19 protein-coding genes, 1 tRNA gene and 4 pseudogenes are annotated in these 19,862 nt (G+C 64.4%); 13 read left to right on the top strand and 11 right to left on the bottom strand.

What is annotated here, in order from left to right; all coding sequences use genetic code 11:
• Positions 1–63: 63 nt before the first annotated feature.
• Positions 64–1,509, top strand: a complete 1,446-nt coding sequence (locus ACVILH_RS22510) for a cryptochrome/photolyase family protein (RefSeq protein ID WP_456714834.1) — start codon at positions 64–66, stop codon at positions 1,507–1,509.
• 586 nt (positions 1,510–2,095) lie between these two features.
• Positions 2,096–4,402 (top strand): cation:proton antiporter domain-containing protein, encoded by a 2,307-nt coding sequence (locus ACVILH_RS22505; protein ID WP_456714833.1) that lies wholly within the window; start codon positions 2,096–2,098, stop codon positions 4,400–4,402.
• Between the two features lie 14 nt (positions 4,403–4,416).
• On the opposite strand, the gene ACVILH_RS22500 is transcribed toward ACVILH_RS22505, so the two are convergent.
• Complete coding sequence (locus ACVILH_RS22500; RefSeq protein ID WP_456717050.1) at positions 4,417–4,860, bottom strand: hypothetical protein; 444 nt, start codon at positions 4,858–4,860, stop codon at positions 4,417–4,419.
• Positions 4,861–5,071: 211 nt separating this feature from the next.
• Between ACVILH_RS22500 and ACVILH_RS22495 the strand changes: the two genes are divergently transcribed.
• From ACVILH_RS22495 to ACVILH_RS22485, 3 genes are all read left to right on the top strand, one after another.
• Positions 5,072–5,332, top strand: coding sequence for a hypothetical protein (locus ACVILH_RS22495; RefSeq protein WP_456714832.1), 261 nt, complete (start codon positions 5,072–5,074; stop codon positions 5,330–5,332).
• Positions 5,333–5,438: 106 nt separating this feature from the next.
• Positions 5,439–5,515: transfer RNA gene (locus ACVILH_RS22490), tRNA-Arg, on the top strand.
• Positions 5,516–5,743: 228 nt separating this feature from the next.
• Positions 5,744–6,970, top strand: coding sequence for a tyrosine-type recombinase/integrase (locus ACVILH_RS22485; protein ID WP_456714831.1), 1,227 nt, complete (start codon positions 5,744–5,746; stop codon positions 6,968–6,970).
• Between the two features lie 33 nt (positions 6,971–7,003).
• On the opposite strand, the gene ACVILH_RS22480 is transcribed toward ACVILH_RS22485, so the two are convergent.
• The 4 genes from ACVILH_RS22480 to ACVILH_RS22465 form a co-directional block, all read right to left on the bottom strand.
• The gene (locus ACVILH_RS22480) at positions 7,004–7,228 is read right to left on the bottom strand and encodes a helix-turn-helix domain-containing protein (RefSeq protein ID WP_456714830.1); all 225 of its coding nucleotides are present in this window, start codon (positions 7,226–7,228) and stop codon (positions 7,004–7,006) included.
• A gap of 500 nt (positions 7,229–7,728) precedes the next feature.
• Entirely contained in the window at positions 7,729–8,442 is a 714-nt protein-coding gene (locus tag ACVILH_RS22475) for a hypothetical protein (RefSeq protein ID WP_456714829.1), read from the bottom strand.
• 424 nt (positions 8,443–8,866) lie between these two features.
• Positions 8,867–9,112, bottom strand: coding sequence for a hypothetical protein (locus ACVILH_RS22470; RefSeq protein WP_456714828.1), 246 nt, complete (start codon positions 9,110–9,112; stop codon positions 8,867–8,869).
• Positions 9,109–9,789, bottom strand: a complete 681-nt coding sequence (locus ACVILH_RS22465) for an RNA polymerase sigma factor (RefSeq protein ID WP_456714827.1) — start codon at positions 9,787–9,789, stop codon at positions 9,109–9,111. Before ACVILH_RS22465 ends, ACVILH_RS22470 begins: the two co-directional genes overlap by 4 nt.
• A 25-nt stretch (positions 9,790–9,814) precedes the next feature.
• Here ACVILH_RS22465 and ACVILH_RS22460 point away from each other — a divergent pair, with 25 nt between their 5' ends.
• The 8 genes and pseudogenes from ACVILH_RS22460 (at position 9,815) to tnpB (ACVILH_RS22425) (ending at position 15,225) form a co-directional block, all read left to right on the top strand.
• Positions 9,815–10,723 carry a protein-L-isoaspartate O-methyltransferase family protein gene (locus ACVILH_RS22460; RefSeq protein WP_456714826.1) on the top strand — a complete coding sequence of 303 codons (909 nt, stop codon included), beginning with the start codon at positions 9,815–9,817 and terminating at the stop codon, positions 10,721–10,723.
• Positions 10,724–11,089: 366 nt separating this feature from the next.
• The gene (tnpA, locus tag ACVILH_RS22455) at positions 11,090–11,983 is read left to right on the top strand and encodes an IS66 family insertion sequence element accessory protein TnpA (RefSeq protein WP_456714825.1); all 894 of its coding nucleotides are present in this window, start codon (positions 11,090–11,092) and stop codon (positions 11,981–11,983) included.
• A complete protein-coding gene (gene tnpB / locus ACVILH_RS22450) occupies positions 11,980–12,333 on the top strand; it encodes an IS66 family insertion sequence element accessory protein TnpB (protein ID WP_456714824.1) in 354 nt (117 codons plus the stop codon). Before tnpA (ACVILH_RS22455) ends, tnpB (ACVILH_RS22450) begins: the two co-directional genes overlap by 4 nt.
• A gap of 69 nt (positions 12,334–12,402) precedes the next feature.
• Positions 12,403–13,927 (top strand): annotated as a pseudogene (gene tnpC, locus ACVILH_RS22445) (IS66 family transposase).
• Between the two features lie 163 nt (positions 13,928–14,090).
• A pseudogene (locus ACVILH_RS22440) lies at positions 14,091–14,150 on the top strand (hypothetical protein); the annotation flags it as partial.
• 87 nt (positions 14,151–14,237) lie between these two features.
• The gene (locus ACVILH_RS22435) at positions 14,238–14,516 is read left to right on the top strand and encodes a hypothetical protein (protein ID WP_456714823.1); all 279 of its coding nucleotides are present in this window, start codon (positions 14,238–14,240) and stop codon (positions 14,514–14,516) included.
• A 34-nt stretch (positions 14,517–14,550) separates the two neighbouring features.
• On the top strand, positions 14,551–14,925 hold the full coding sequence (locus ACVILH_RS22430) for a transposase (protein ID WP_456714822.1): 375 nt from the start codon (positions 14,551–14,553) through the stop codon (positions 14,923–14,925).
• A 51-nt stretch (positions 14,926–14,976) separates the two neighbouring features.
• Positions 14,977–15,225, top strand: a pseudogene (gene tnpB, locus ACVILH_RS22425) (IS66 family insertion sequence element accessory protein TnpB).
• Here the strand turns inward: tnpB (ACVILH_RS22425) and tnpB (ACVILH_RS22420) are convergent.
• From tnpB (ACVILH_RS22420) to tnpA (ACVILH_RS22395), 6 genes and pseudogenes are all read right to left on the bottom strand, one after another.
• Complete coding sequence (gene tnpB / locus ACVILH_RS22420; RefSeq protein WP_456714821.1) at positions 15,171–15,479, bottom strand: IS66 family insertion sequence element accessory protein TnpB; 309 nt, start codon at positions 15,477–15,479, stop codon at positions 15,171–15,173. The pseudogene tnpB (ACVILH_RS22425) and the gene tnpB (ACVILH_RS22420) sit on opposite strands and share 55 nt — an antisense overlap.
• A 23-nt stretch (positions 15,480–15,502) precedes the next feature.
• Positions 15,503–15,864: pseudogene (gene tnpA, locus ACVILH_RS22415) on the bottom strand (IS66-like element accessory protein TnpA).
• A protein-coding gene (locus tag ACVILH_RS22410) for an IS3 family transposase (protein WP_456717049.1) occupies positions 15,857–17,046 on the bottom strand; the annotation gives its coding sequence in 2 pieces (ribosomal slippage) (positions 15,857–16,797 and positions 16,797–17,046; 1,191 coding nt in all). Before ACVILH_RS22410 ends, tnpA (ACVILH_RS22415) begins: the two are co-directional and overlap by 8 nt.
• Before the next feature lie 405 nt (positions 17,047–17,451).
• Positions 17,452–19,057 (bottom strand): IS66 family transposase gene (gene tnpC, locus ACVILH_RS22405; protein WP_456714820.1). Its coding sequence is split into 2 segments (ribosomal slippage): positions 17,452–18,760 and positions 18,759–19,057, totalling 1,608 coding nucleotides; the frame shifts between segments, so codons are not numbered across the junction.
• Positions 19,058–19,115: 58 nt separating this feature from the next.
• Positions 19,116–19,466, bottom strand: a complete 351-nt coding sequence (gene tnpB, locus ACVILH_RS22400; protein WP_456714819.1) for an IS66 family insertion sequence element accessory protein TnpB — start codon at positions 19,464–19,466, stop codon at positions 19,116–19,118.
• Positions 19,463–19,828, bottom strand: coding sequence for an IS66-like element accessory protein TnpA (tnpA, locus tag ACVILH_RS22395; RefSeq protein ID WP_456714818.1), 366 nt, complete (start codon positions 19,826–19,828; stop codon positions 19,463–19,465). The genes tnpB (ACVILH_RS22400) and tnpA (ACVILH_RS22395) overlap by 4 nt, the downstream gene beginning before the upstream one ends.
• Positions 19,829–19,862: the final 34 nt, after the last annotated feature.

The raw sequence follows: 19,862 nt of genomic DNA, 5'->3' as shown, positions 1-19,862 counted from the left end.
GATTATTTTCCGGCCGGAAGAATACGGACATCACCCCAAAAAGCAGCAACAAGATACCTGAGCATGGCTCCCACCCCTATCATCGTATGGTTTCGCGAGAGCCTGCGACTTTCTGACCACCCCGCGTTGTATACCGCAGCCCAGGCCGGCGTGCCGGTTGTTTGTAGTTACATCTACGATCAGGAGAGTTGTGGACTTCGTCCACTTGGAGGCGCAACGCGATGGTGGCTGGCGCAATCACTGCGTGCACTCCGCATAGAGTTGCAGTCGCTTGGCACCGATCTGGTGATCCGCCGCGGCCAGGCAGCGACGGTGCTCAGCCAGCTGGCGCGCGAGACCAAGGCCGGCGCGGTGTATTGGAACGACGTCGCGCAGCGCGGCCCGCGCGCCGTCGCAGAGCGCGTGGAAGCCGCGCTCGGCGAGATCGGCGTCACCTCGCGCGTGTTTGCTGACGACCTGCTGGTCGATCCCGCGGAGATGCGCGGCAAGGACGGGCGCGGCCCGCGCGTGTTCACCCCGTTCTGGAAGCGCGTGCTGGCGCTGGGCGATCCGCCGAAGCCCTTGCCCACGCCGGTCCGTCTGCCGCCGGTGCCCGGGATCGCAAGCCTTGCAGTCGACGCACTGGGTCTCGAGCCGACCAAGCCGGACTGGGCGGGTGGCCTGCGCGAAACATGGCAGGCCGGCGAGCGCGCGGCGCAGCAGCGGCTGAACGACTTCCTCACGAGCTCTGTCGGGACCTACGCGGCGGATCGCGACCGGCCGGACGTCGAGGCCACCTCGCGGCTGTCGCCGCATTTACGCTTTGGCGAAATCAGCCCGCGCCAGATCTTTCACGCCGCGCGCTTTGCCGCGGAGGAGAGGCCGGCTCTGGCGAAGGGGATCGACAAGTTTCTGAGCGAGGTCGGCTGGCGCGAGTTCAGCCGACATCTGCTCTACAACAATCCCGACCTCGCCACCCGCAACCTGCAACCGTCCTTCGACGCTTTTCCATGGACCCAGGACGACGCCGCGCTGGCGGCGTGGCAACGCGGCCGGACCGGCTATCCGATCGTCGATGCCGGCATGCGCGAGCTCTGGCACACCGGCAGCATGCACAACCGCGTCCGCATGGTCGCCGCCTCGCTGCTGGTCAAGCACCTGCTGATCGACTGGCGGCAGGGCGAGCAGTGGTTCTGGGACACGCTGGTCGATGCCGATCCCGGCAGCAACCCGGCGAGCTGGCAGTGGGTCGCCGGCTCCGGCGCCGATGCCGCCCCCTATTTCCGCGTCTTCAATCCCGTGCTGCAGGGCGAGAAGTTCGATGCCAGCGGCGCCTATGTGCGGCGCTGGGTTCCCGAGCTCGCGCGCCTGCCGGCTGCGCTGATCCACCAACCCTGGGCGGCAAAGCCGCTCGAGCTCGCCGAGGCCGGCGTGACGCTGGGACGCTCCTACCCCGCGCCGACCATCGATCACAAGCGTGGGCGCGAGCGGGCGCTGGCGGCCTATGCGAGCTTGCGCACAAGTGATTAGTTGCGCTCACTTTGACAGCACGGAGAATCCAGCTATCGTCATAGCGTTTCCAACAGATCGGGGGACCCGATATGGACGACACCACACTCACCGACCCGACCATCGCCGCGCCGAGCACCCCGCCCGAGCCTGCGACGGATCCAGTGACTGCCGCTGCGCCGAAGGCGAAGCGGGCTTCGAAGAAGGCAGCCAAGAAGGCTGCACCGAAGCGAGCCGCCGCGAAGGCCAAGAAGGTCGCGGACCAAGACGTCGGCCAAGAAGACTGCGAAGAAGACCGTGAAGAAAGCCGCCAAGAAGGCTGCAAAGAAGACGGCGAAGAAGGCCACCAAGAAAGCGGCCAAGAAGACGAAGAAGGCCAAGCGCTAACCTCGCTTGGTGCGGCCCGAGGGCAAGCCATCGCCCGCTTGGCCGGTTCGGCGAAACAATCCAGTGCCCGGTCGTGGGGACAATCTGGCGCTGGATTGTTTCGTGCATTTCTCTGGCCTCGCTGCCGCGGCTCGATCGGCGGCCATTGCAGGCTGGAACATATTCGTCATAGGCGCCTTAGCCCCTCCCGAATGGCGGGAGATGCGAGACCGAGGCGCTGATGCGGCAAGGGCAGAGTGGGCGCCGGTTGATCGAGCGCTGGCCGCTCAAAGCGTGGCGGCGACCACTCGTCTGGACAAGCCTGCTTGTCGCCCTGCCCGTCTCTGCAGCCCATGCCGAGGCTGGCGCAGGCCGGCACGGCTCCGAAGTGCTGCTGCTGATCCAGGTCGCGCTTCTGATCGGCGTCGGCCGCGGCCTCGGCGAGCTGATGCAGCGCATCGGCCAGCCCTCGGTGCTCGGCGAGCTGTTAGGGGGATTGCTGCTCGGACCCTCGCTACTCGGCTGGCTGTGGCCTTCGGCGCAAGCTGCGATCTTCCCCCACGATCCGGCCCAGCAGGCCATGATCGAGGGCCTGGCGCAGTTCGGCATCCTGTTGCTGCTCCTGCTCACGGGCATGGAGATCGACCTCAAGCTGGTGCGCAAGGTCGGCCGCCCCGCTCTGACGATATCAGTGTTCGGCATCGCCGTCCCCTTCGCCTGCGGCTTCGCCCTCGGCCAATGGATGCCGGAGATGCTGCTTCCGCATCCCGAGGCGCGGCTGGTGGCCTCGCTGTTCCTCGGAACGGCGCTGTCGATCTCATCGGTCAAGATCGTCGCCGTCGTTGTCCGCGAGATGAACTTCATGCGCCGCAACGTCGGCCAGATCATCGTGGCCTCGGCGATCATCGACGACACGCTCGGCTGGATCATCATCGCCGTGATCTTCAGCCTCGCCTCCCGCGGCAGCCTCGACCTCCGCGGCATCACGCAGTCCGTGCTGGGAACGCTGGTGTTCCTCGGTCTCAGCTTCACCGTCGGGCGCCGCCTGGTGTCGATCCTGATCCGCCTTGCCAATGATCACCTGGTCAGCGCCTCCCCCGTCGTCACGATCATCCTGCTGCTGATGAGCGTGATGGCGCTCATCACCCATCTGATCGGCGTGCACACCGTGCTCGGCGCCTTCGTCACCGGCGTGCTGGTGGGCGAATCTCCGATCCTGACGCGGCAGATCGACGAGCGGCTGCGGGGCCTGATCACCAGCCTGTTTATGCCCGTCTTCTTCGGCCTGGCCGGGCTCGGCACCGACCTCACCCAGCTCCACACACCCGAGCTGCTGCTCTTCACCGCCGGGCTCGTCGTCATCGCGAGCCTCGGCAAGTTCGCGGGTGCACTGGCCGGCGGCAAGCTCGGCGGGCTGACGCGCGGCGAGTCGCTGGCGCTCGCCAGCGGCATGAATGCGCGCGGCTCGACCGAGGTCATCATCGCCTCCATCGGGCTCTCGATCGGCGTGCTCAGCCAGCCGCTATTCACGATGATCGTCACCATGGCGATCCTCACCACCCTGGCGATGCCGCCGATGCTCCGCGCCGCGCTGCGCCGGCTGCCGCCGGACCGCTCGGAGCAAGCGAGGCTCGAGCGCGAGGCGCATGAGCGCAGCGGCTTCGTCGGCGGCCTCGAACGGCTGCTGCTGGCCGCCGACGACAGCAGCAGCGGTCGGCTCGCCGCCCGCATCGCCGGGCTGCTCGCCGGCCCTGGCGGCCGTCCGGTCACGATGCTCGACGTGGAAGGCATCCGGCACGCAGCCCGGTCGGAGGCCGACGGCCCGTCGCACTCCGAGGCGGTCGTCAAGGACGCCGCGCAGCAGGGAGCGGAAAAAAGCGAGAGCAATGCCGAGGTCGACATCACGACGCGCATACCGACAATGGGCCTGCGCGAGGCGGTCGAGGACGAAGCGCGCAAGGGCTTCGATCTGATGCTGATCGGTCTCGCGAACGGCCTGACGCCGCATGGCAGGTTCAGCAAGGCCTGCGAAGAGATCGCATCCGGCTTCGACGGACCGCTCGCGCTGGCTTTTGCGCCTGCGGCAGGGTCCAACGAGGCTGTCCCGCAGCGTGATGCGTGCATCCTCGTCCCCGTGTCCGGGCGCGGGGTCTCGCGCGGTGGCGTCGACGTGGCCGTCGCGCTCGCGCATGTCGGGCCGGCCCGGCTGCGTCTGCTCTATGTCTCAACGACGCAGGCCAGCTCGAGCGGGCCGCGCGCGGGAGAGGAGAAGGACCGCGCCGACCAGGTTCTCGCAGAGAATGCAGCGGCCGCCCGCCGCTACGACATCGAGGTGACGACGGCCGTCGCCGATGCCGGACCTGATATCGCCATCCTGGCCGAGGCATCGAAAATCAAGGCTGACCTGGTCGTGCTCGGCGTCGACCGGTTGCAGGGCGCGGCTCTCGACTTCGGCGCCATGATCGCCTCGGTCCTCGCCGCGTCGCAGGTGCCGGTGCTCGTGGTGTCAGCAGGAACGAACCCATCGCGGCCCCGCAGCGATCCCTGACCGAGCCAGACAGCTCACCAGGAGTCCGGACAGGGGTCGACGATCCTCCAGAGGTCGACGCCATTCTTGATCCGCTTCATCTCGGTGGTCAGCCCACCGTTGCGCCGGAGCCAATCCTTCACGGTCTCGGGATAATAGGACATCAGCTCGGACGTCCCCTCGAAGCTGGTCACCTTGATACCGAAGGTGAAGGCCTTGTCGTAATAGGCCTGGTGGAAGCCGAGGCTCGCTTTGGGGGTGACGCAGATCCTGTTGAGCGGCACGATCCCGAAGACCAGCGTGCAGGCGGAATTGCAGATGCCGTCGATGATCACGCGCTGACGCGTATCCCGAATGTGCTGGTATTTGGCCTTGTACTCTTCGATGTATCCGCCATGATCGCGCGTGATGTGCAGATCCGCGCGCGCCGGGGTCGCGGCGACCAACGAAAGCACCACGCATGGGATCAGGCGGTTCATCGGCGGGACGGTCAACCTGGTCTCGTGGGCGAGGTTTGCGGCCAGGCACGGCAGCCCAACGGCACCTGGCCGACCTTGTCACGGATTCGTTAAGCCTGCGGAAAAGGCCAAAATTTTGACAGAACAGCCGCTTTGACGCACCCTTTTCGACACTTCGAAGTTAGATTGCCGGCCCAATACTTCGCCTTAAAGGCGGTTTCGGAGAAAAGACATGAGCAAGCTCGCATCATCTGCCATCGCCTTGATCGTGGCCACCGTCGCCCTCGCACCAGTGCCGTCGGAGGCGCGTGGCCACCACCGGCATCACCGCCACCATCACGGGCTGCCTTATGCGATCAGCTTCCTGCACAATTATGGTCCAGGCCCGCTGCCAGGCACCTTTGGCTTCTACGACGGTCCGTCGACCAACCACTGCTACCAGAGCTCGGCCGCCTATATCGGCCAGGACCGCCGCCGGCACCCCTGCCTCTGACGCGGCCGCCGGCCGGCTTTTGGCCACCTGACGATCCACCGCGAAGGCTGGCCTTGGCCGCGCAAGTCTGGTATCCGGATTCGTGCGGATCATGGTCCGTCAGCACGCGCTCGTAGCTCAGCTGGATAGAGCATCGGATTTCGATTCCGAGGGTCGGGAGTTCGAATCTCTCCGAGCGCGCCAGGCCCGCCTTCGCCCCCCTTCACCCGCCATCGCCGATCATCACCGAAGCGCACGATAAGCGCTTGTCAGATCGTGGTTTTTCGCGCTTTCGGTCACTGCAGCGTAGGATCGGCGATCGTCGGCGAACTCCGCCAGACCCGTCCATTTGGCCATCCCTCGATCTGAGTTAGAATCCCCCTCACCTGAAACGCTGCATTTTTCGGCGAGGGACAAGAGTTCGAATCTCCCATGCAGTTTCTAACTCAAAAGCCCGAGATCACCGCCAAGAACTATCTCTCCGTCGGGCCCGGCGAATACCCGTGCGGCAACAACCTCTATTTGATCGTCACCCCAAGCGGCGGCCGCCGCTGGGCGTTCCGCTACCAGCGCAACGGCATCGTCAAGAAGATGGGTTTCGGTTCGGCGAAGGAGACCGGCCTGAAGCTCTCCGAGGCCAGGGACAAGGCGATTGACGCTCTGCGGCTGCTGGCAAAGGGGACCGATCCGCGAGAGCACCGTGACGTAGAGAAACGCCGCACCCAGGGATCGCGCCAGTTCGGTGAATTCGCCGAGGAATGGCGGCGAACCTACGAGACCGGCATGAGGCACAAGGCCGCAAGAGCAAAGCTGAAGCGCATCGTGCAGGTCATCTGCCGCCCGCTCCACAAGCACTGGGTCCACGAGATCGAAACCGCCCATGTCGTCAACGTGCTCATGCCGATCTGGCAGCAGCCTGAGACCTCCCGCTCCGCTCGCCAGATCATCAAGAAGATTCTCGACGCGGCGATCGCCCACAACCTGCGACCGAAAGACAACCCCGCTGATTGGGCCAGCCGACTGCAACCGATCATGCCCAGGCAACGGCGGCGTGGCACGATCCGGGGCGGCCACAAGGCGATGGACTACCAGGACCTGCCGGCGTTCATGCACAAGCTCAGCGCCATCTCGACGCAAAGCGCGCGGGCACTCGAGGTCATCATCCTGACCTTGGGACGAACCGCCGAAGTTCAGAACATGCGCTGGGCGCAACTCGATCTCGAAAACGGAATCTGGGATCTTGGCTTTCTCGGCACCAAGAATGAGCGGTTGAAGCGCACGCCGTTGCCCCGGCAGACGCTGACCTATCTGCGCGAGGCTTACGAGAGCCGCGTCAATGACGAATTCGTTTTTCCCGGTCGCAGTCTAAAGCGACCGATGAGCAACATGACGATGCTCAAGTATCTCAAGGAGCTCACCGGAGACGACTCCCTGACTGTGCACGGCTTCCGGACGACGTTTCGAACCTGGGCGCAGGAGCAAACCCACTTCGAGGAGGAAATCGTCGAGCATTGCCTGCACCACATCACGGGCGATGATGCCGAGAAGGCCTATAAGCGCGGCGAGGCCCTGAAGAAGCGACTGCATGTGATGCAGACATTCGCAGACTTCGCAACGCAACCACCAAAGAGCAACGTGACCCCGATGAAGGTCGCCTGAAAGGTCAGACCATCCCCTGCCCCGCCGAGGATGTCACCGCTCGGGCTGCCTGGTCGCATCGGGCAGGCTCTCCAAGAAGGACGCCAGATCTGCGCGCGTGATGATCGTCCGCGTGCCATACTTTCGGATTCGCAGCCGTCCTTCTTTGATCGCCTTGTAGAGCGACGTCTGGCCCAGCGAAGACAGTACCGCAGCCTCAGGAATGGTGAGGCAGAGCTTTTCCGCAGCGTTTCGAAGCATCGGTTCGCGCTTTGGCATTTCGAGGTGGTCTCGCTTCATTTGATGGCCGCGGCGACATCGAAGGCACGCAGATCCGACGGATGACGGCTAAGCGAATGCTTGGCAACATCCGAAATCCGTTAGACGGAGTTTCGGATACGATGTCGTACAATTGGGATGGTTGAGAATTCTGACTTAACTGAACTGAGCGAAGCGCGCATGCCGAGACCAGCCAAGAGCGCGGCCGCACGTAGTGCCAATATCCTGTGGCGACTGTTGCCCCCTTTGCTGCGCCCTCGGATCAACAGCTCTTAAAATCCTTCCGGACGTCTTGGAGTGCCTCGGAGGAGATCGGCGCGGATGGAGGCCGGTTCATTCGCTTCAATCTCCTGCGCCCGCTCTGGCCCTTGCAGCGCATGTTCACGAAGAGGCAGAGATCAAGACGATCCGCGGCATAGCTTCCGGTGCGGCCCCTGGATCGCCCCGCCAACTCCCCCCAGCGGTTTGGAGCTTCGTCAAGTCACTGCACCCAGCATCGCTTACCTGCCGTTCGGCCGACCGCCATCCAGCAAATGTCGATATCGGATCCGGAGCTCCATGATCGCAAACCGGTCGAGCTCACCCCGCCGGTAGCGTTGACGCAACTCGTCCCGTGCTGGGTCCGGAAGCGCGACAATCAACTCCCAACCTTCAGCAGCATCGTCGAAAAGCTCGACAATCCTCGGATCGAGGCAGGCGTCATCCTGGAGCTCGGCCATCTCATCGCGCGCCGTGCCGACGATGTCAGGCCGATCATCGAAAGCGCGTGCTCCCAGCAGATCAGGTCTGTTTTTATATAGTTCTTTATAGGCAGGTCCCTCAGGGCCCCGCGGTGAGTCTTTATACGCAGGTCCCTTTTGGACCCGCGGAGCCGCAGGTCCCTTTCGACCCCGCGGACGCGCCGACTTATCCACAGGCACCGGCACGTCACGGACGACGTAATCAATCTCACCGAACCGATGTCCGTCGACAATTCGTTGTGCTTCGCGGGTGACGTAGCCGGCGGCGATCAACTCTCGGAAGATGCGCTGCAGCTTCTTGCGGCCGACGAGGAGGGTTCGCCCGATATGATCGAGGCGGACGTGCCACTTGTGAGGACGCGACAAGAGATAGCCGAGGACGCCCTTGGCCTCGACAGAGAGGCGGGTATCCGCAAAGACCGCGTTCGGAACGATGGTGAACTGCGCCCTGTGCTCGCGACGGACGATGGTCACGGGCGGGTGACCGTCCAGGTAAGACCACGCAGATCGGCGCGAACTTCAGCCGGCCGACGGCACCCTGCTCCCACGGAACGGCGTGCGAGGCCGACCTGAGTATTCGCCTCGTTCGGCCGCTTGCCGGGTCTCGCAATCGTCCGTGTGCGCAACTCAAACTGGCGATGGCCGCACGGCGACATAGATCGATTGTGCCACAGCAACTCCGGGCTCGCATATCGCCGAGTCTTCGCTGTGCTACGCCGCTATACGATGGACAAGTCCGCGTGGGTCGGAGATGCGACAGGCGTCGACCGCAATGAGCTTCGCCAGTGCGAGGCTCGCCGTGCACCGCATGCAGTCCCCCAAACCGGCCGCCCCTCCTCGACCGACCGCCCCTCGAAGAGGCCGGCTCCCCTCCTCTTCCAGGCCTTCTCCCACTCGATCAGTGCCGATTGTGATGCGATAAAACAGGCTCCAGGCCGCGTTCTGTATCGCTAGAGCTGACAATTCGGGGCTCGCCGCCCTCGGCAGCTTGCGCCGCCTTGACGAGACGCCTGACCTGCCGTGCCGTGCCGGCCAGGGCACGTCCCTGGATCTCCCGGAGCTCCTCATCAGTCGCCGCGATGACGTCATCGCTGAGCGCCTGGAGCAGGCGCGCGAGTTCGAGACGCGGGTGCCAACGTGTCATGGCGAGCTCCAATTCCGTTGGTGGCGGAGCAGCGCGCGCCGCATTCGCCGCCGCGCAGTATCGTAATCGTTAGCCGAGATGCCATACGCCCGGCAGATGTCCCTGGCCGTGAGGCCGTTGGCCAGCCCGTCGATGATCTGCAACACGACCCGATCTCCTGCAAACAGCCGGAACACCTCGGCGAGCCCTGCGACCGCCACAGCCACGCGTTCGGGATCGGCCAGTTCGTCAACGGGATCGCTCGGGACGCCGTGCTGGCCGGGATCATCGCGGCTGACCAGCAACCGCTGCTCGCTGCGAACGCGCCGCCAATAATCGTCGCAGAGACTGCGCATGACGCCGGACAGGAAAGCCAGGATCGGCACACCCAGCGGCCAGACCCGCGATCCGTCGAGAACGCGGAGGATGGCCTCATGCAGCACGTCGGTCCAGCCGATCCCTCCGGGCAGCCCGCGGCTCCACAATTGCGCCAGAGCCTTCAGCCGCACCAGATCGGTCTCGGACAAGGCCTCGATCGCCGCCGCCGCATCGGCGACAGTGCGACCGGCGTTCGAGCCAACTCCAGGGGTGCCAATCGATCGTTCCATCACCCCTATTATGCGGCCGAGCAGATCCGTTGCGGACAGCCTCGGGAAAAATTTTCCGCCATGTCCGCGCGACCGATCCGCGATCCGCATCCTCTCCATGCGAGAGGAGCGAACCATGGATCAGATATCAAAAGCACGCCGCTGGTATGCCGAGGACCTACGCTGCAAGACGCCAATCCTGCGCAACCCACACATCGTCGAGGCCTTCGGCGCCGTCCCGCGAGAGGCGTTCGTCGGCCCAGGTCCTTGGTGGATCATACCCTACCCCTACCGGGAGTCGTTCATCACCCCGGACGACGATCCGCGTTGGCTCTACCACGACGTCCTGGTCTCGATCGACCCGAGCCGGAAGCTCAACAATGGGATGCCGAGCTTTTGGGCGCGCAATTTCGAGCACCTCGATATCACCCGAGGTGAACGGGTGCTGCAGATCGGAGCGGGCAGCGGCTACTATTCAGCCGTGCTCGCCGAAATCGTCGGGCCCTCCGGGCAAGTGACGGCGATCGAAGTCGACCCGGCTCTCGCCGCTCGAGCCCACACCAACCTGAAGGCCTGGCCGCAGGTCCAGGTGATCTCGGGCGACGGCCGGGATGCCCACGCCGACGCGAGCGACCATGACGTCGTGGTCGTGTTCGCAGGCTGCACGCATCCCGCTCCGCAATGGCTGGATGGCCTCGCCGACAACGGCCGGCTGCTGCTCCCGCTGACCTGCGAGGATTGGTCCGGCTTCCTGCTGCGCGTGGTCCGCCGCGGTGCCTCCTTCGCGGCTTCGTCGATCGGAGGGGTCAGCATCTATCCCTGTACAAACGGACGCGATGACGACGCCGGCCGCCGGCTGAAGAGTGCCCTCAAGAACTCGCCGACGATGAATGTTCCGATCCAAGCACTCCACCGTGGCATTCCATCATCCGCCGTGTCCGAGCGGGTCTGGTATCAGGCGCCCGGCTTCTGGCTGGAGCGGCAGGGATCGGAGGTCGATGCGACCACGCAGCAGGCCGAAGGTGGCAACAACGACACCGCCTGATGCGCGTTCCGAGGCATGAGCTAAGACGGCTTTCGCGCCTGCCCCGCGCGGTCTGCGTCAGCGCAGGCACGACGGCCGCTATAGGGCATCATGGGAATGACCCTGTTCTTTCGCCAGCGTTCGCTACAGTACGATCAGTGCCGAAATGCTCTTTGATTTTGCTAACAAAACTCTCAACAGCGGCACGCCCTCCGACCGACCGGCACGGTTGAACATAAGCCATGTCAATGGCTTGGTGTTCAACCGGCGAGCCCCTTTTATCTTGCCCTAGACCGTCGCCCTGTGTAAGCTTCCGGACCTTGCACGTCTTTTCGGTAGTACATTGTCGCTCCATTTCGGGTTCTCTGCTGCTGTGGAGAATCTCCGGTGGGACCCAAACATTTCGAGAACAAGGCCCGCCGCGAATGGTGGTCGCTGCACATTGAAGCGTGGCGCCGAAGTGGCTTCGGGATCCGCAAATACTGCCGACAACACCGTCTGACCGAGAACACATTCCGGCGTTGGCTCAAGCGGCTGGCCGGGGAAGAAGCTGCGCTCAAGCTTGAGAAACAACAGACGGAATTGCGCCGGGAACGCGCCCGGGAGGAGCGGCAACAAGCGCTCCGAAAGCAGAAGCAACGCAGATACACGGTCACCTCGGATGTACGTAATCGGGCGTCCCAAGCGTTCTGGGCGATGCACGTCGAGGCGCTGAACTGGAGCGGAATGGGTCTCCGCGCCTACGCTGTCGCAATGCAGTTGTCGCCGCACTCGCTGCGCAAATGGCGTGACCGACTGGACGCCGGCGAGGTCATGATCGACTGGCGCGCCCATCTTGATCCCTCCGCCCGGCCCATCGTTAGCAGCGTCGTAAGCAGCGCTGCTAAGGCGCCCGACTGCGAAACGAGCTTGACAGATGAGCCACGTGATGGACGCGCGAACCGGCGCCGGTTCACGGACGAGGAGAAGCTCGCGATCGTGCGTGAGTCCGACGTTGCGGGTACGTCCGCTGCCGAACTCTGTCGGCGCCACGGCATCGTCACCAGCATGCTGTTCCGCTGGCGCGTCCAGTTCGGCTTCGGTAAGCGATCGAAAGCGAATTTTGCAGCAGTGACGCTCACCGGAGGGGCATCCGAACAGCTCGTCTTGAACCATCTCCTGCAACCGCCGGACGGCATGGTGACCGTTGAGCTGTCCGATGGACGCCGGGTTTTTGCACCGTCGGGCACAGATCCAGCGACGGTCCGGGCGCATGTCGAGAACAAGGAGACTGCATCATGATGATCGTTCCCGCGGGCGTGAAAGTGCACCTTGCGCTCGGCTACACCGACATGCGGAAAGGCATGGATGGGCTCGCAATGCTGGTCCAGGACACGCTGAAGAAGTACCCGTTCTCGGGCCATCTCTTTGCCTTCCGCGGCAAGCAGGCATCGATGTTGAAGATCCTGTTCTGGGACGGCAACGGGCTCTGCCTGTTCACGAAACGAATTGACCGAGGTGGCTTCGTATGGCCGCGTGTAAGCGATGCGGGAGGCACCGTAGCGCTCTCTCCTGCGCAGCTCGCGATGCTGATCGAAGGCATCGACTGGCGCGCGCCAGAACGCGTATGGAAGCCTGCGATTGCAGGATGATCTGCAAAAACTGGTGATGAACCGAGTTGCGATTCTTCTACGAATCAGCGTGTTCCAGTACCATCGGACATGCAGCTTGATCTCACCAATCTCCCCTCCGATCCTGAGCTTCTGCAGCGCCTGGTGCGCGACATTGCTGCTGCGATTGATCATCGCGACACCGAGATCGAGCGTCTCAAGTCCATCATCAAGCAGCTGCAGCGGATGCAGTTCGGCCGCAGCTCCGAGCGCATCGATCCCGACCAGCTTGCACTCGGTCTGGAGGATCTCGACAGCGACATTGGCCGCGTCGACGAAGCGCAACCGAAGGTCACGCCGGAAGCCAACTCTCCGCCGCGACGTCGTGCGCTGCCCGATCATCTGCCACGCGAGGACGTTCTGCTTGACGTCCAGGAGCGGGTCTGCAGCTGCTGTGGCGCCGCTCTCCATCTGATCGGCGAGAGCGTCAGCGAGATGCTGGATTGGGTGCCCGCCCAGCTTCGCGTCGTGCGTGCGACCCGTCCTAAATACGCCTGCCGCGCCTGCAACACCGTGGTGCAAGCCGGCGCGCCGGAACGATCGATCGCCGGTGGCTTGGCGACACCCGCGCTGCTCTCGCACGTGTTGATCAGCAAGTACTGCGATCACCTGCCGCTCTATCGGCAGTCGCAGATCTTCGACCGTCATGGCGCCGATCTCTGCCGCTCGACGCTCGCAGGCTGGGTTGGCGGCGCATGCTGGTGGCTCGAGGCCTTGCACGAACGGCTGTGCAAGAACGTGTTCGCCTCCAACCATCTCTTTGCCGATGACACGCCGATCCCGGTACTCGATCCTGGCCGTGGGCGAACCCAGACGGGACGGCTCTGGGTGTACGCACGCGAGCAACGGCCGTGTAGCGGACCCGAACCTCCCGCGGCCATCTACCTGTTCGCACCCGACCGCAAGGCCGAGCGACCGGTCGCACATCTTGCCGCCTTCAAAGGCATCTTGCATGTCGACGGATATGCCGGCTTCGAGCAATTGGCCGACAAGGAGGGCATCACGCTCGCAGCTTGTTGGAGCCATTCGCGACGCAAGTTCTACGATGTGGCCGAAGCCACGGCGTCTCCCGTGGCGACAGAAGCCCTGCGCCGGATCGGCGAGCTCTATGCGGTTGAGGCGCGCATCCGCGGCCAATCGCCTGACTACCGTCTTGCCGAACGCAGGACCTTCTCCAAGCCGATCGTCGACGCTCTGAACGTCTGGCTCGATGCACAGCTCCGCCTGGTCTCCGGCCGCAGCACGCTCGCCGAAGCAATCCGCTGCGCTCTCGCGCTGGCACGGCCTGACGCGCTTCCTGAACAATGGCCGCGTCGAGCTCGACACCAATCCGGTCGAGCGTGCAATCCGTCCTGTCACGCTTGGCCGGAAGAATCACCTGTTTGCCGGCAGCGATGGTGGCGGACATCGCTGGGCCGTCATCAGCTCGCTGATCACGGACTGCAAGCTGAATAAGGTCGAGCCCTACGGCTATCTGCGGGACGTCCTGCAGCGGATGATCGACGGTCATCCGGTCAACCGCCTCGACGAATTGCTGCCGTGGAATTGGAAGCTGGCTGATCATGTCAAGACCTGAGGCATGTGCAGCGGCCGGACGCCTACCGCCCTGTAACCGTCCGGTCCCTGCACACCTTCCCCCCTCGTGTGTTGTCGTTCCATTTCGAGTTCTCTGCTGCTGTGGAGAATCTCCGGTGGGATCCACACATTTCGAGAACAGAGCGCGCCGCGAATAGTGGTCGCTGCACATCGAAGCGTGGCGTCGCAGCGGTCTCGGGATCCGCGAATACTGCCACCAACAACGTCTGACCGAGAACACTCTGCGGCGTTGGCTGAAGCGGCTGGCCGGCAACGAGACTGCGCTTAGGCTCAAGAAATATCAGACGGAATTGCGCCGCGAGCGCGCCCGGGAAGAGCGGGAAAAGGCGCTCCGAAAGCAGAAGCGGCGCAGGTTCACGATCACCTCGGATGTACGCAATCGGGCGTCCCAGGCGTTCTGGGCGATGCATGTCGAGGCGCTGAACTGGAGCGGAATGGAGCTCCGCGCCTACGCGGCGATGCAGCTGTCGCCGCATTCGCTGCGCAAATGGCGCGACCGACTGGCGACTGGGGAGGTCACGATCGACGGGCGCGCCCATCTTCATCCCTCCGCCCGCCCCCGCCGTTAGCACTAGTGCTAGGAACTCACGGCCCGAACGCCGCTTGACAGCCGCCGAAATCGGCGATCCGGCGGCGCCGCCGGCACCGGTTCGCCGCTTCTTCAGCGACGAGGAAAGGCTCGCGATCGCCGAGGAAACCGAGCTGCCGGGCGCCAAGGTCTCTGCCGTCGCGCGCAAGCACGGCATCGTCACCGGGCTGCTGTTCCGCTGGCGCGCACAGTCCGGCATCCCGCAAAAGAAGCGCTCCAAGCTCGCCCGTGTCGTGTTGCCCGCCGCGCGCGCCCTGCGCGATCTCGTGCGCCCACCGGAGGGCATGGTGGCCATCGACCTCGTCGATGAACGGCGTGTCTTCGCTCCCCCCGGGAGCGATCCGGACGCCGTGCGAGCGCAGATCGAGAGCAAAGAGGCCGCACAATGATGTTCGTTCCTGCAGGGCGTGAAAGTGCACCTGGCGCTCGGCTACACCGACATGCGCAAAGGCATGGATGGGCTCGCAATGCAGGTCCAGGACACGCTCAAGAAGGATACGCCCCCCGGTCATCTGTTTGCCTTCCGCGGCAAAAAGGCATAGATCCTGAAGGTCCTGTTCCGGGACGGAAACGGGCTTTGTCTGTTCACTAAACACATCGACCAGGGCGGCTTCGTATGGCCAGTGATGGCGGGCTATGATGGCTCGATCACGCTCACACCGGCACAGCTCGCGATGCCGATCATGTAAGCCATTTGCGCCGCCGAGATCGACACCGTGCCGTCCGGCGCCGAGGGCCGGATGAACCTGCCGCGATCCAGGCGCTTGGCGTACAGCGACATGCCCAACCCGTCATGCCAGAGAATCTTGACCAGATCGCCGCGACGGCGGCGGAAGATGTAGAGATCGCCGGCATGCGGGGCGCGCTTCAGGCTCTCCTGGACTCCGAGCGCCAGGCTCTGCATGCCGCGACGCATGTCGGTGTGGCCGGTCGCGATCCACACCCGTACTCCTGACGGAATCGGGATCACTGCGTTCGCCCGTTCGCCAATGCCGCGATAGCAGCCTTCAGCGTCCTCTCATCGACGACGCCGGTGATCCGCATTCTGGCTCCGGCTGCAAGCTCTATCTCAATCGCGCCGCCGCCGGTCGGCACGGCCGGCTCTGCGATCACAGTCGCCGGAACGAAGTCCAGTCGCGGCCCAGCTTCATTCTGGGCCGCGCGGAACAGCCGCCGCCACTTGAGAAGCAATGAACGTGAGATGCCGTACCGCCGGGCTGTTGCCGAACCTGCCGGCTCCCCTGCAGGCTCTCCATCACGATCCTGAGCTTCTCGTCCTCAGACCAGCGTCGCCGCCGACCCTGACCTTGCCCCCAAGTTTTATCCAGGTCTCAGTTCGTTTGGGCGGTTGGATGTGCCCATCCGGGCGGTGGTAGCGGCGGGGGCTGGCGCGGAGCTTTCGACATAGCGCAGCGCCAGATCCCGACGCGGATTGCAGGTGGCCGCGAACTCGGACGGCGTTTTCCACCCGAGCTGCGAGTGTGGTCGTTCATCATTGTAGTCGGCCCGCCAGCATCGGAGCGCGACGCGGGTCTGGGCGAGCGAGGTGAACAGCGTCTCGTTCAGCAGTTCATCCCGCAAGCGGCCGTTGAAGCTCTCGATGAAGGCGTTCTGCATGGGTTTGCCCGGCGCGATGTAGTGCCAGGCGACACGGCTCTGATCGGTCCATGCCAGGATGGCATTGCTCGTGAACTCGCTGCCGTTGTCGCTCACCACCATCCTGGGCTTGCCACGCTCGGCGACCAGCCGGTCCAGCTCCCGAGCGACCCGGGCGCCCGAGATTGAGGTGTCGGCCACCAGCGCCAAGCACTCGCGGGTGCAGTCGTCGACCACGGTCAGGATGCGGAAGCGCCGGCCATCGGTCATCTGATCCGACACGAAGTCGAGCGACCAGCGATCATTCGGGAGCAGCGGCACCGTCATTGGCGCTCGGATGCCGAGAGCCCGCTTACGGCCACCTCTGCGGCGCACCGTGAGCCGTTCCTCTCGGTACAGACGGAACAGCTTCTTGTGATTGACCAGGTAGCCCTCCCGCTTGAGCAGGACGTGCAGGCGACGATAGCCGAAGCGGCGACGCTCATGGGCGATCGCCCTCATGCGCTCCCGCAGCCCGGCATCATCGGCCCGGCTCGTCTGATATCTGACCGTCATGCGGCAACAGCCGATGGCTTTACACGCCCGCCGTTCGCTCATCCCGTGGACGCCCATGAGATGTCCGATAGCTTTCCGCTTCGCCGCGGGCGTTACCACTTCTTTCCCAGGAGATCCTTCAACGCTACATTGTCCAGCATGGCGTCCGCCAGCAGCCGCTTCAGCCGCGTGTTCTCGTCCTCCAGCGTCTTCAGCCGCTTGGCCTCCGAGACGTCCATTCCACCGAACTTGGCCTTCCACTTGTAAATGCTGGCGTCGCTCACGCCATGCTTGCAGCACAGATCGGCGACCGGAACGCCAGCCTCGTGCTCCTTCAAAATCCCGATGATCTGCTCTTCCGTAAAGCGGCTGCGCTTAATGCTCTGGTCCTCGTTGGGCCCAGAACGAACTTCAAACTGGATTAAGCCCCAGGGCAAGGTCAACCCGTCTCGACCACTTCAAGCCGCCCGATCCGGGCACTCTCCTTATCTCTGTCCATAAGGACAGTTCTCAGCACCAACACCAAATTGCCAAGGCGGCCCACGGCGGAGGGTTACTGACGACTGGGTGTAGTTAACCCTCTATGGCTCACGGCTCGTCGAGGCGAGTAACGCGGCGACGGTAAAGCCACAGGCCACAGTCCCGGAGCTAGCTAGTCCTATGGCCAAAGCGGAAGTGGAAGCGATCACGTCGGAGCGACGACGGCATTGGTCGCGAGCGGAGTACGCATCCGGTGAGGACCACAGGCGGAGTAGCCCGCGCGGATAGACGATTGATCGGAGCGATCAGGCAGCGGCAGGGATGGCGGGGTGCTTCCAGTTCCAGGGCAGCAGGTCTGCGATCCTGCTGGCCGGATGATCGGGCAACCTGGCGAGGACGTCGGCAAGCCACACCTGCGGGTCGACGTCGTTGAGCTTCGCAGTTTGGATCAGGGTGTAAATGGCGGCGGCACGGCGGCCGCCTTCGTCGGAGCCGGCGAAGGTCCAGTTCTTGCGGCCGATTGCAACGGCGCGCAGTTCGCGTTCGGCGGCGTTGTTGGTCATGCACAGCCGGCCATCGTCGATGAAGCGTGTGAACACCTGCCAGCGCTTGAGACTGTAGTCGATCGCCTTGGCGGTCTCGCTCTTGCCGGAGAGCTTGGCGCGGCGGTCGAGCAGGAAGGCGTGAAGCTCATGGACGAGCGGGCGACTGCGTGCGTCGCGCACGGCTTTGCGCTCGTGGGCCGGCAGACCGTTGATCTCGCGTTTGATCGCAAACAGCGCGTCGATCTTCGCGATCGCCTCGATCGCGATCGGCGCTTTCTTCAGCCGCGCGATCTCGAAGAACTTGCGCCGTGCATGCGCCCAGCAGCCGACCTCGATGATCGGGCCCGGCTTGCGGTCGGCCTCGTAGAGGCGGTTGAAGCCGGCATAGGCGTCCGTCTGCATCGGTCCGGCATAGCCGGCAAGATGCGTCTCGGGATGCGCACCGGTGCGGTCGGGCGAGTAGAAGAACAAGGCTGCCGGCGGCGCGTGTCCGGCAAAGAGACGATCGTCGCGGACATAGGTCCATGCGCGCCCCGTGCGCGTCTTGCCCTTAGCCAGAACCGGCACCGTGGTGTCGTCGGCATGGATGCGCTCGCCTGCCAGCACATGCGCCTTGATCGCCTCGACCAGCGGCATCAATGTCGCAGCCGCCGCGCCGACCCAGTCGGCCAGCGTCGAGACGTCGAGCGCCACGCCCTCATGCGCGTAGGTCGTGCTTTGCCGGGTGAGCGGCAGGTGCAATCCGTATTTGGCGAACAGGATGTGCGCCAGCAGACGCGGTCCGGCGCGCCCGCGTGAGATCGGATGGAATGGCGCCGGCGGCTGGCTGATCGCCTCGCAGGCGCGGCAGGAGAACTTCTCGCGCACATGCTGGATCACCTTCCACTGCCGTGGCACGAGCTCCAGCGTCTCGGTGACGTCCTCGCCGATCTTGCGCAGCCGATCGCCGCCGCAGCACATGCAATGGGCCGGCGCAGGATGTACGATGCGCTCGCGCGGCAAGTGCTCGGGCAGCGGCCGCCGTGCCGGCCGCCGGCGCTCGAACGGACGTACGTCGACCTTGGCAGCCTTGGCGCTCGGCTGCCAGATGCGCCTCGGCTTCGGCCTCCGACGCATCCTCCTCGAGATCGGCGAGTTCAAGCTCGAGCTGTTCGAGCACCGAGGCGCGCTCCGACGACGGCCCATATTGCTCGTGCTTGAGCTTGGCGATCGTGAACTTCATCTGCTCGATCAGAAGCGTACGGGCGCGGACCTCGGCTTCGAGATTGCGCGCCTTGGATTCCGCTGCAAGCTGCGCCGCCTGGCCGGCGATCACCAGCGCCTTCAGCGTCGCGACATCATCAGGGAGCGAATCGGCTGTGATCATCGCAGAGATGGAATCACAGCTCCGACCGGCGCGCATCAGCGCCGTTACGTTCACGCCCTCAACCAACAGCTTCCGGTCGCCACGTCCGCTGCGGATGCCGCCAGTCGATGCCCTCGAGCAGATAGCCGAGCTGTGCCGGCGTGATCGTCACCGCTCCGTCCACAGCCTGTGGCCAGATGAAGCGGCCGCGCTCCAGCCGCTTCGCGAACAGGCACATGCCCTGGCCGTCGTGCCACAGCACCTTGATCAGGCCGCCGCTGCGGCCGCGGAACACAAACAGATGGCCGCCATGCGGATCGCGCTTCAAGGTCTCCTGGACCAGCAGCGACAGGCCGTCGAAGCCCTTGCGCATGTCGGTATGGCCGGTCGCCAGCCAGACCTGGATCCCGGAGGGAACCGGGATGGTCATCGCGAGCCTGCCCGAAGCGCCGTGATCACCGCCGTCACCGTCGCTCCATCCGCCGCGCCGCTGATCCGGATCTTGGTCTCAGTCCCGATCTCGACCTCGATCAGACCTTGCACGCAGGCTGTTGCCGCGTGCGGCTCCGCGGTGATCGTCACGGGGGCAAAGCCGGGCGGCAGCGCCTCCTTGCCACACAGCTGCTGACGCCAGCGGAACACCTGGCTGGAATGCACCCCGAAGGCTCGTGCCACGCCCAGGATCGTCGCACCCGGCTGCAACGCTGCAGCGACGATACGCTCCTTGTCGGCCCGCGACCAATGCCGCCGTCGCCGCTCCGACGTGATCACTTCCACTTCCGCTTTGGCCATAGGACTAGCTCCAGGACTAGTCCTATGGCTTCGC

It is taken from the genome of Bradyrhizobium sp. USDA 4353 (genome assembly GCF_054063215.1).
Note: the sequence above shows the minus strand (reverse complement) of the source record. Positions and strands in the feature narration are given on the sequence as shown.

What these genes read in the sequence shown, in the direction of transcription:
- ACVILH_RS22510 (WP_456714834.1), top strand. Translation starts at nt 64, where the DNA reads ATGGCTCCCACCCCTATCATCGTATGGTTTCGCGAGAGCCTGCGACTT.
- ACVILH_RS22505 (WP_456714833.1), top strand. Translation starts at nt 2,096, where the DNA reads ATGCGGCAAGGGCAGAGTGGGCGCCGGTTGATCGAGCGCTGGCCGCTC.
- ACVILH_RS22500 (WP_456717050.1), bottom strand. Translation starts at nt 4,860, where the DNA reads ATGAACCGCCTGATCCCATGCGTGGTGCTTTCGTTGGTCGCCGCGACC.
- ACVILH_RS22495 (WP_456714832.1), top strand. Translation starts at nt 5,072, where the DNA reads ATGAGCAAGCTCGCATCATCTGCCATCGCCTTGATCGTGGCCACCGTC.
- ACVILH_RS22485 (WP_456714831.1), top strand. Translation starts at nt 5,744, where the DNA reads ATGCAGTTTCTAACTCAAAAGCCCGAGATCACCGCCAAGAACTATCTC.
- ACVILH_RS22480 (WP_456714830.1), bottom strand. Translation starts at nt 7,228, where the DNA reads ATGCCAAAGCGCGAACCGATGCTTCGAAACGCTGCGGAAAAGCTCTGC.
- ACVILH_RS22470 (WP_456714828.1), bottom strand. Translation starts at nt 9,112, where the DNA reads ATGACACGTTGGCACCCGCGTCTCGAACTCGCGCGCCTGCTCCAGGCG.
- ACVILH_RS22465 (WP_456714827.1), bottom strand. Translation starts at nt 9,789, where the DNA reads ATGCGGATCGCGGATCGGTCGCGCGGACATGGCGGAAAATTTTTCCCG.
- ACVILH_RS22460 (WP_456714826.1), top strand. Translation starts at nt 9,815, where the DNA reads ATGGATCAGATATCAAAAGCACGCCGCTGGTATGCCGAGGACCTACGC.
- tnpB (WP_456714824.1), top strand. Translation starts at nt 11,980, where the DNA reads ATGATGATCGTTCCCGCGGGCGTGAAAGTGCACCTTGCGCTCGGCTAC.
- tnpB (WP_456714819.1), bottom strand. Translation starts at nt 19,466, where the DNA reads ATGACCATCCCGGTTCCCTCCGGGATCCAGGTCTGGCTGGCGACCGGC.
- tnpA (WP_456714818.1), bottom strand. Translation starts at nt 19,828, where the DNA reads ATGGCCAAAGCGGAAGTGGAAGTGATCACGTCGGAGCGGCGACGGCGG.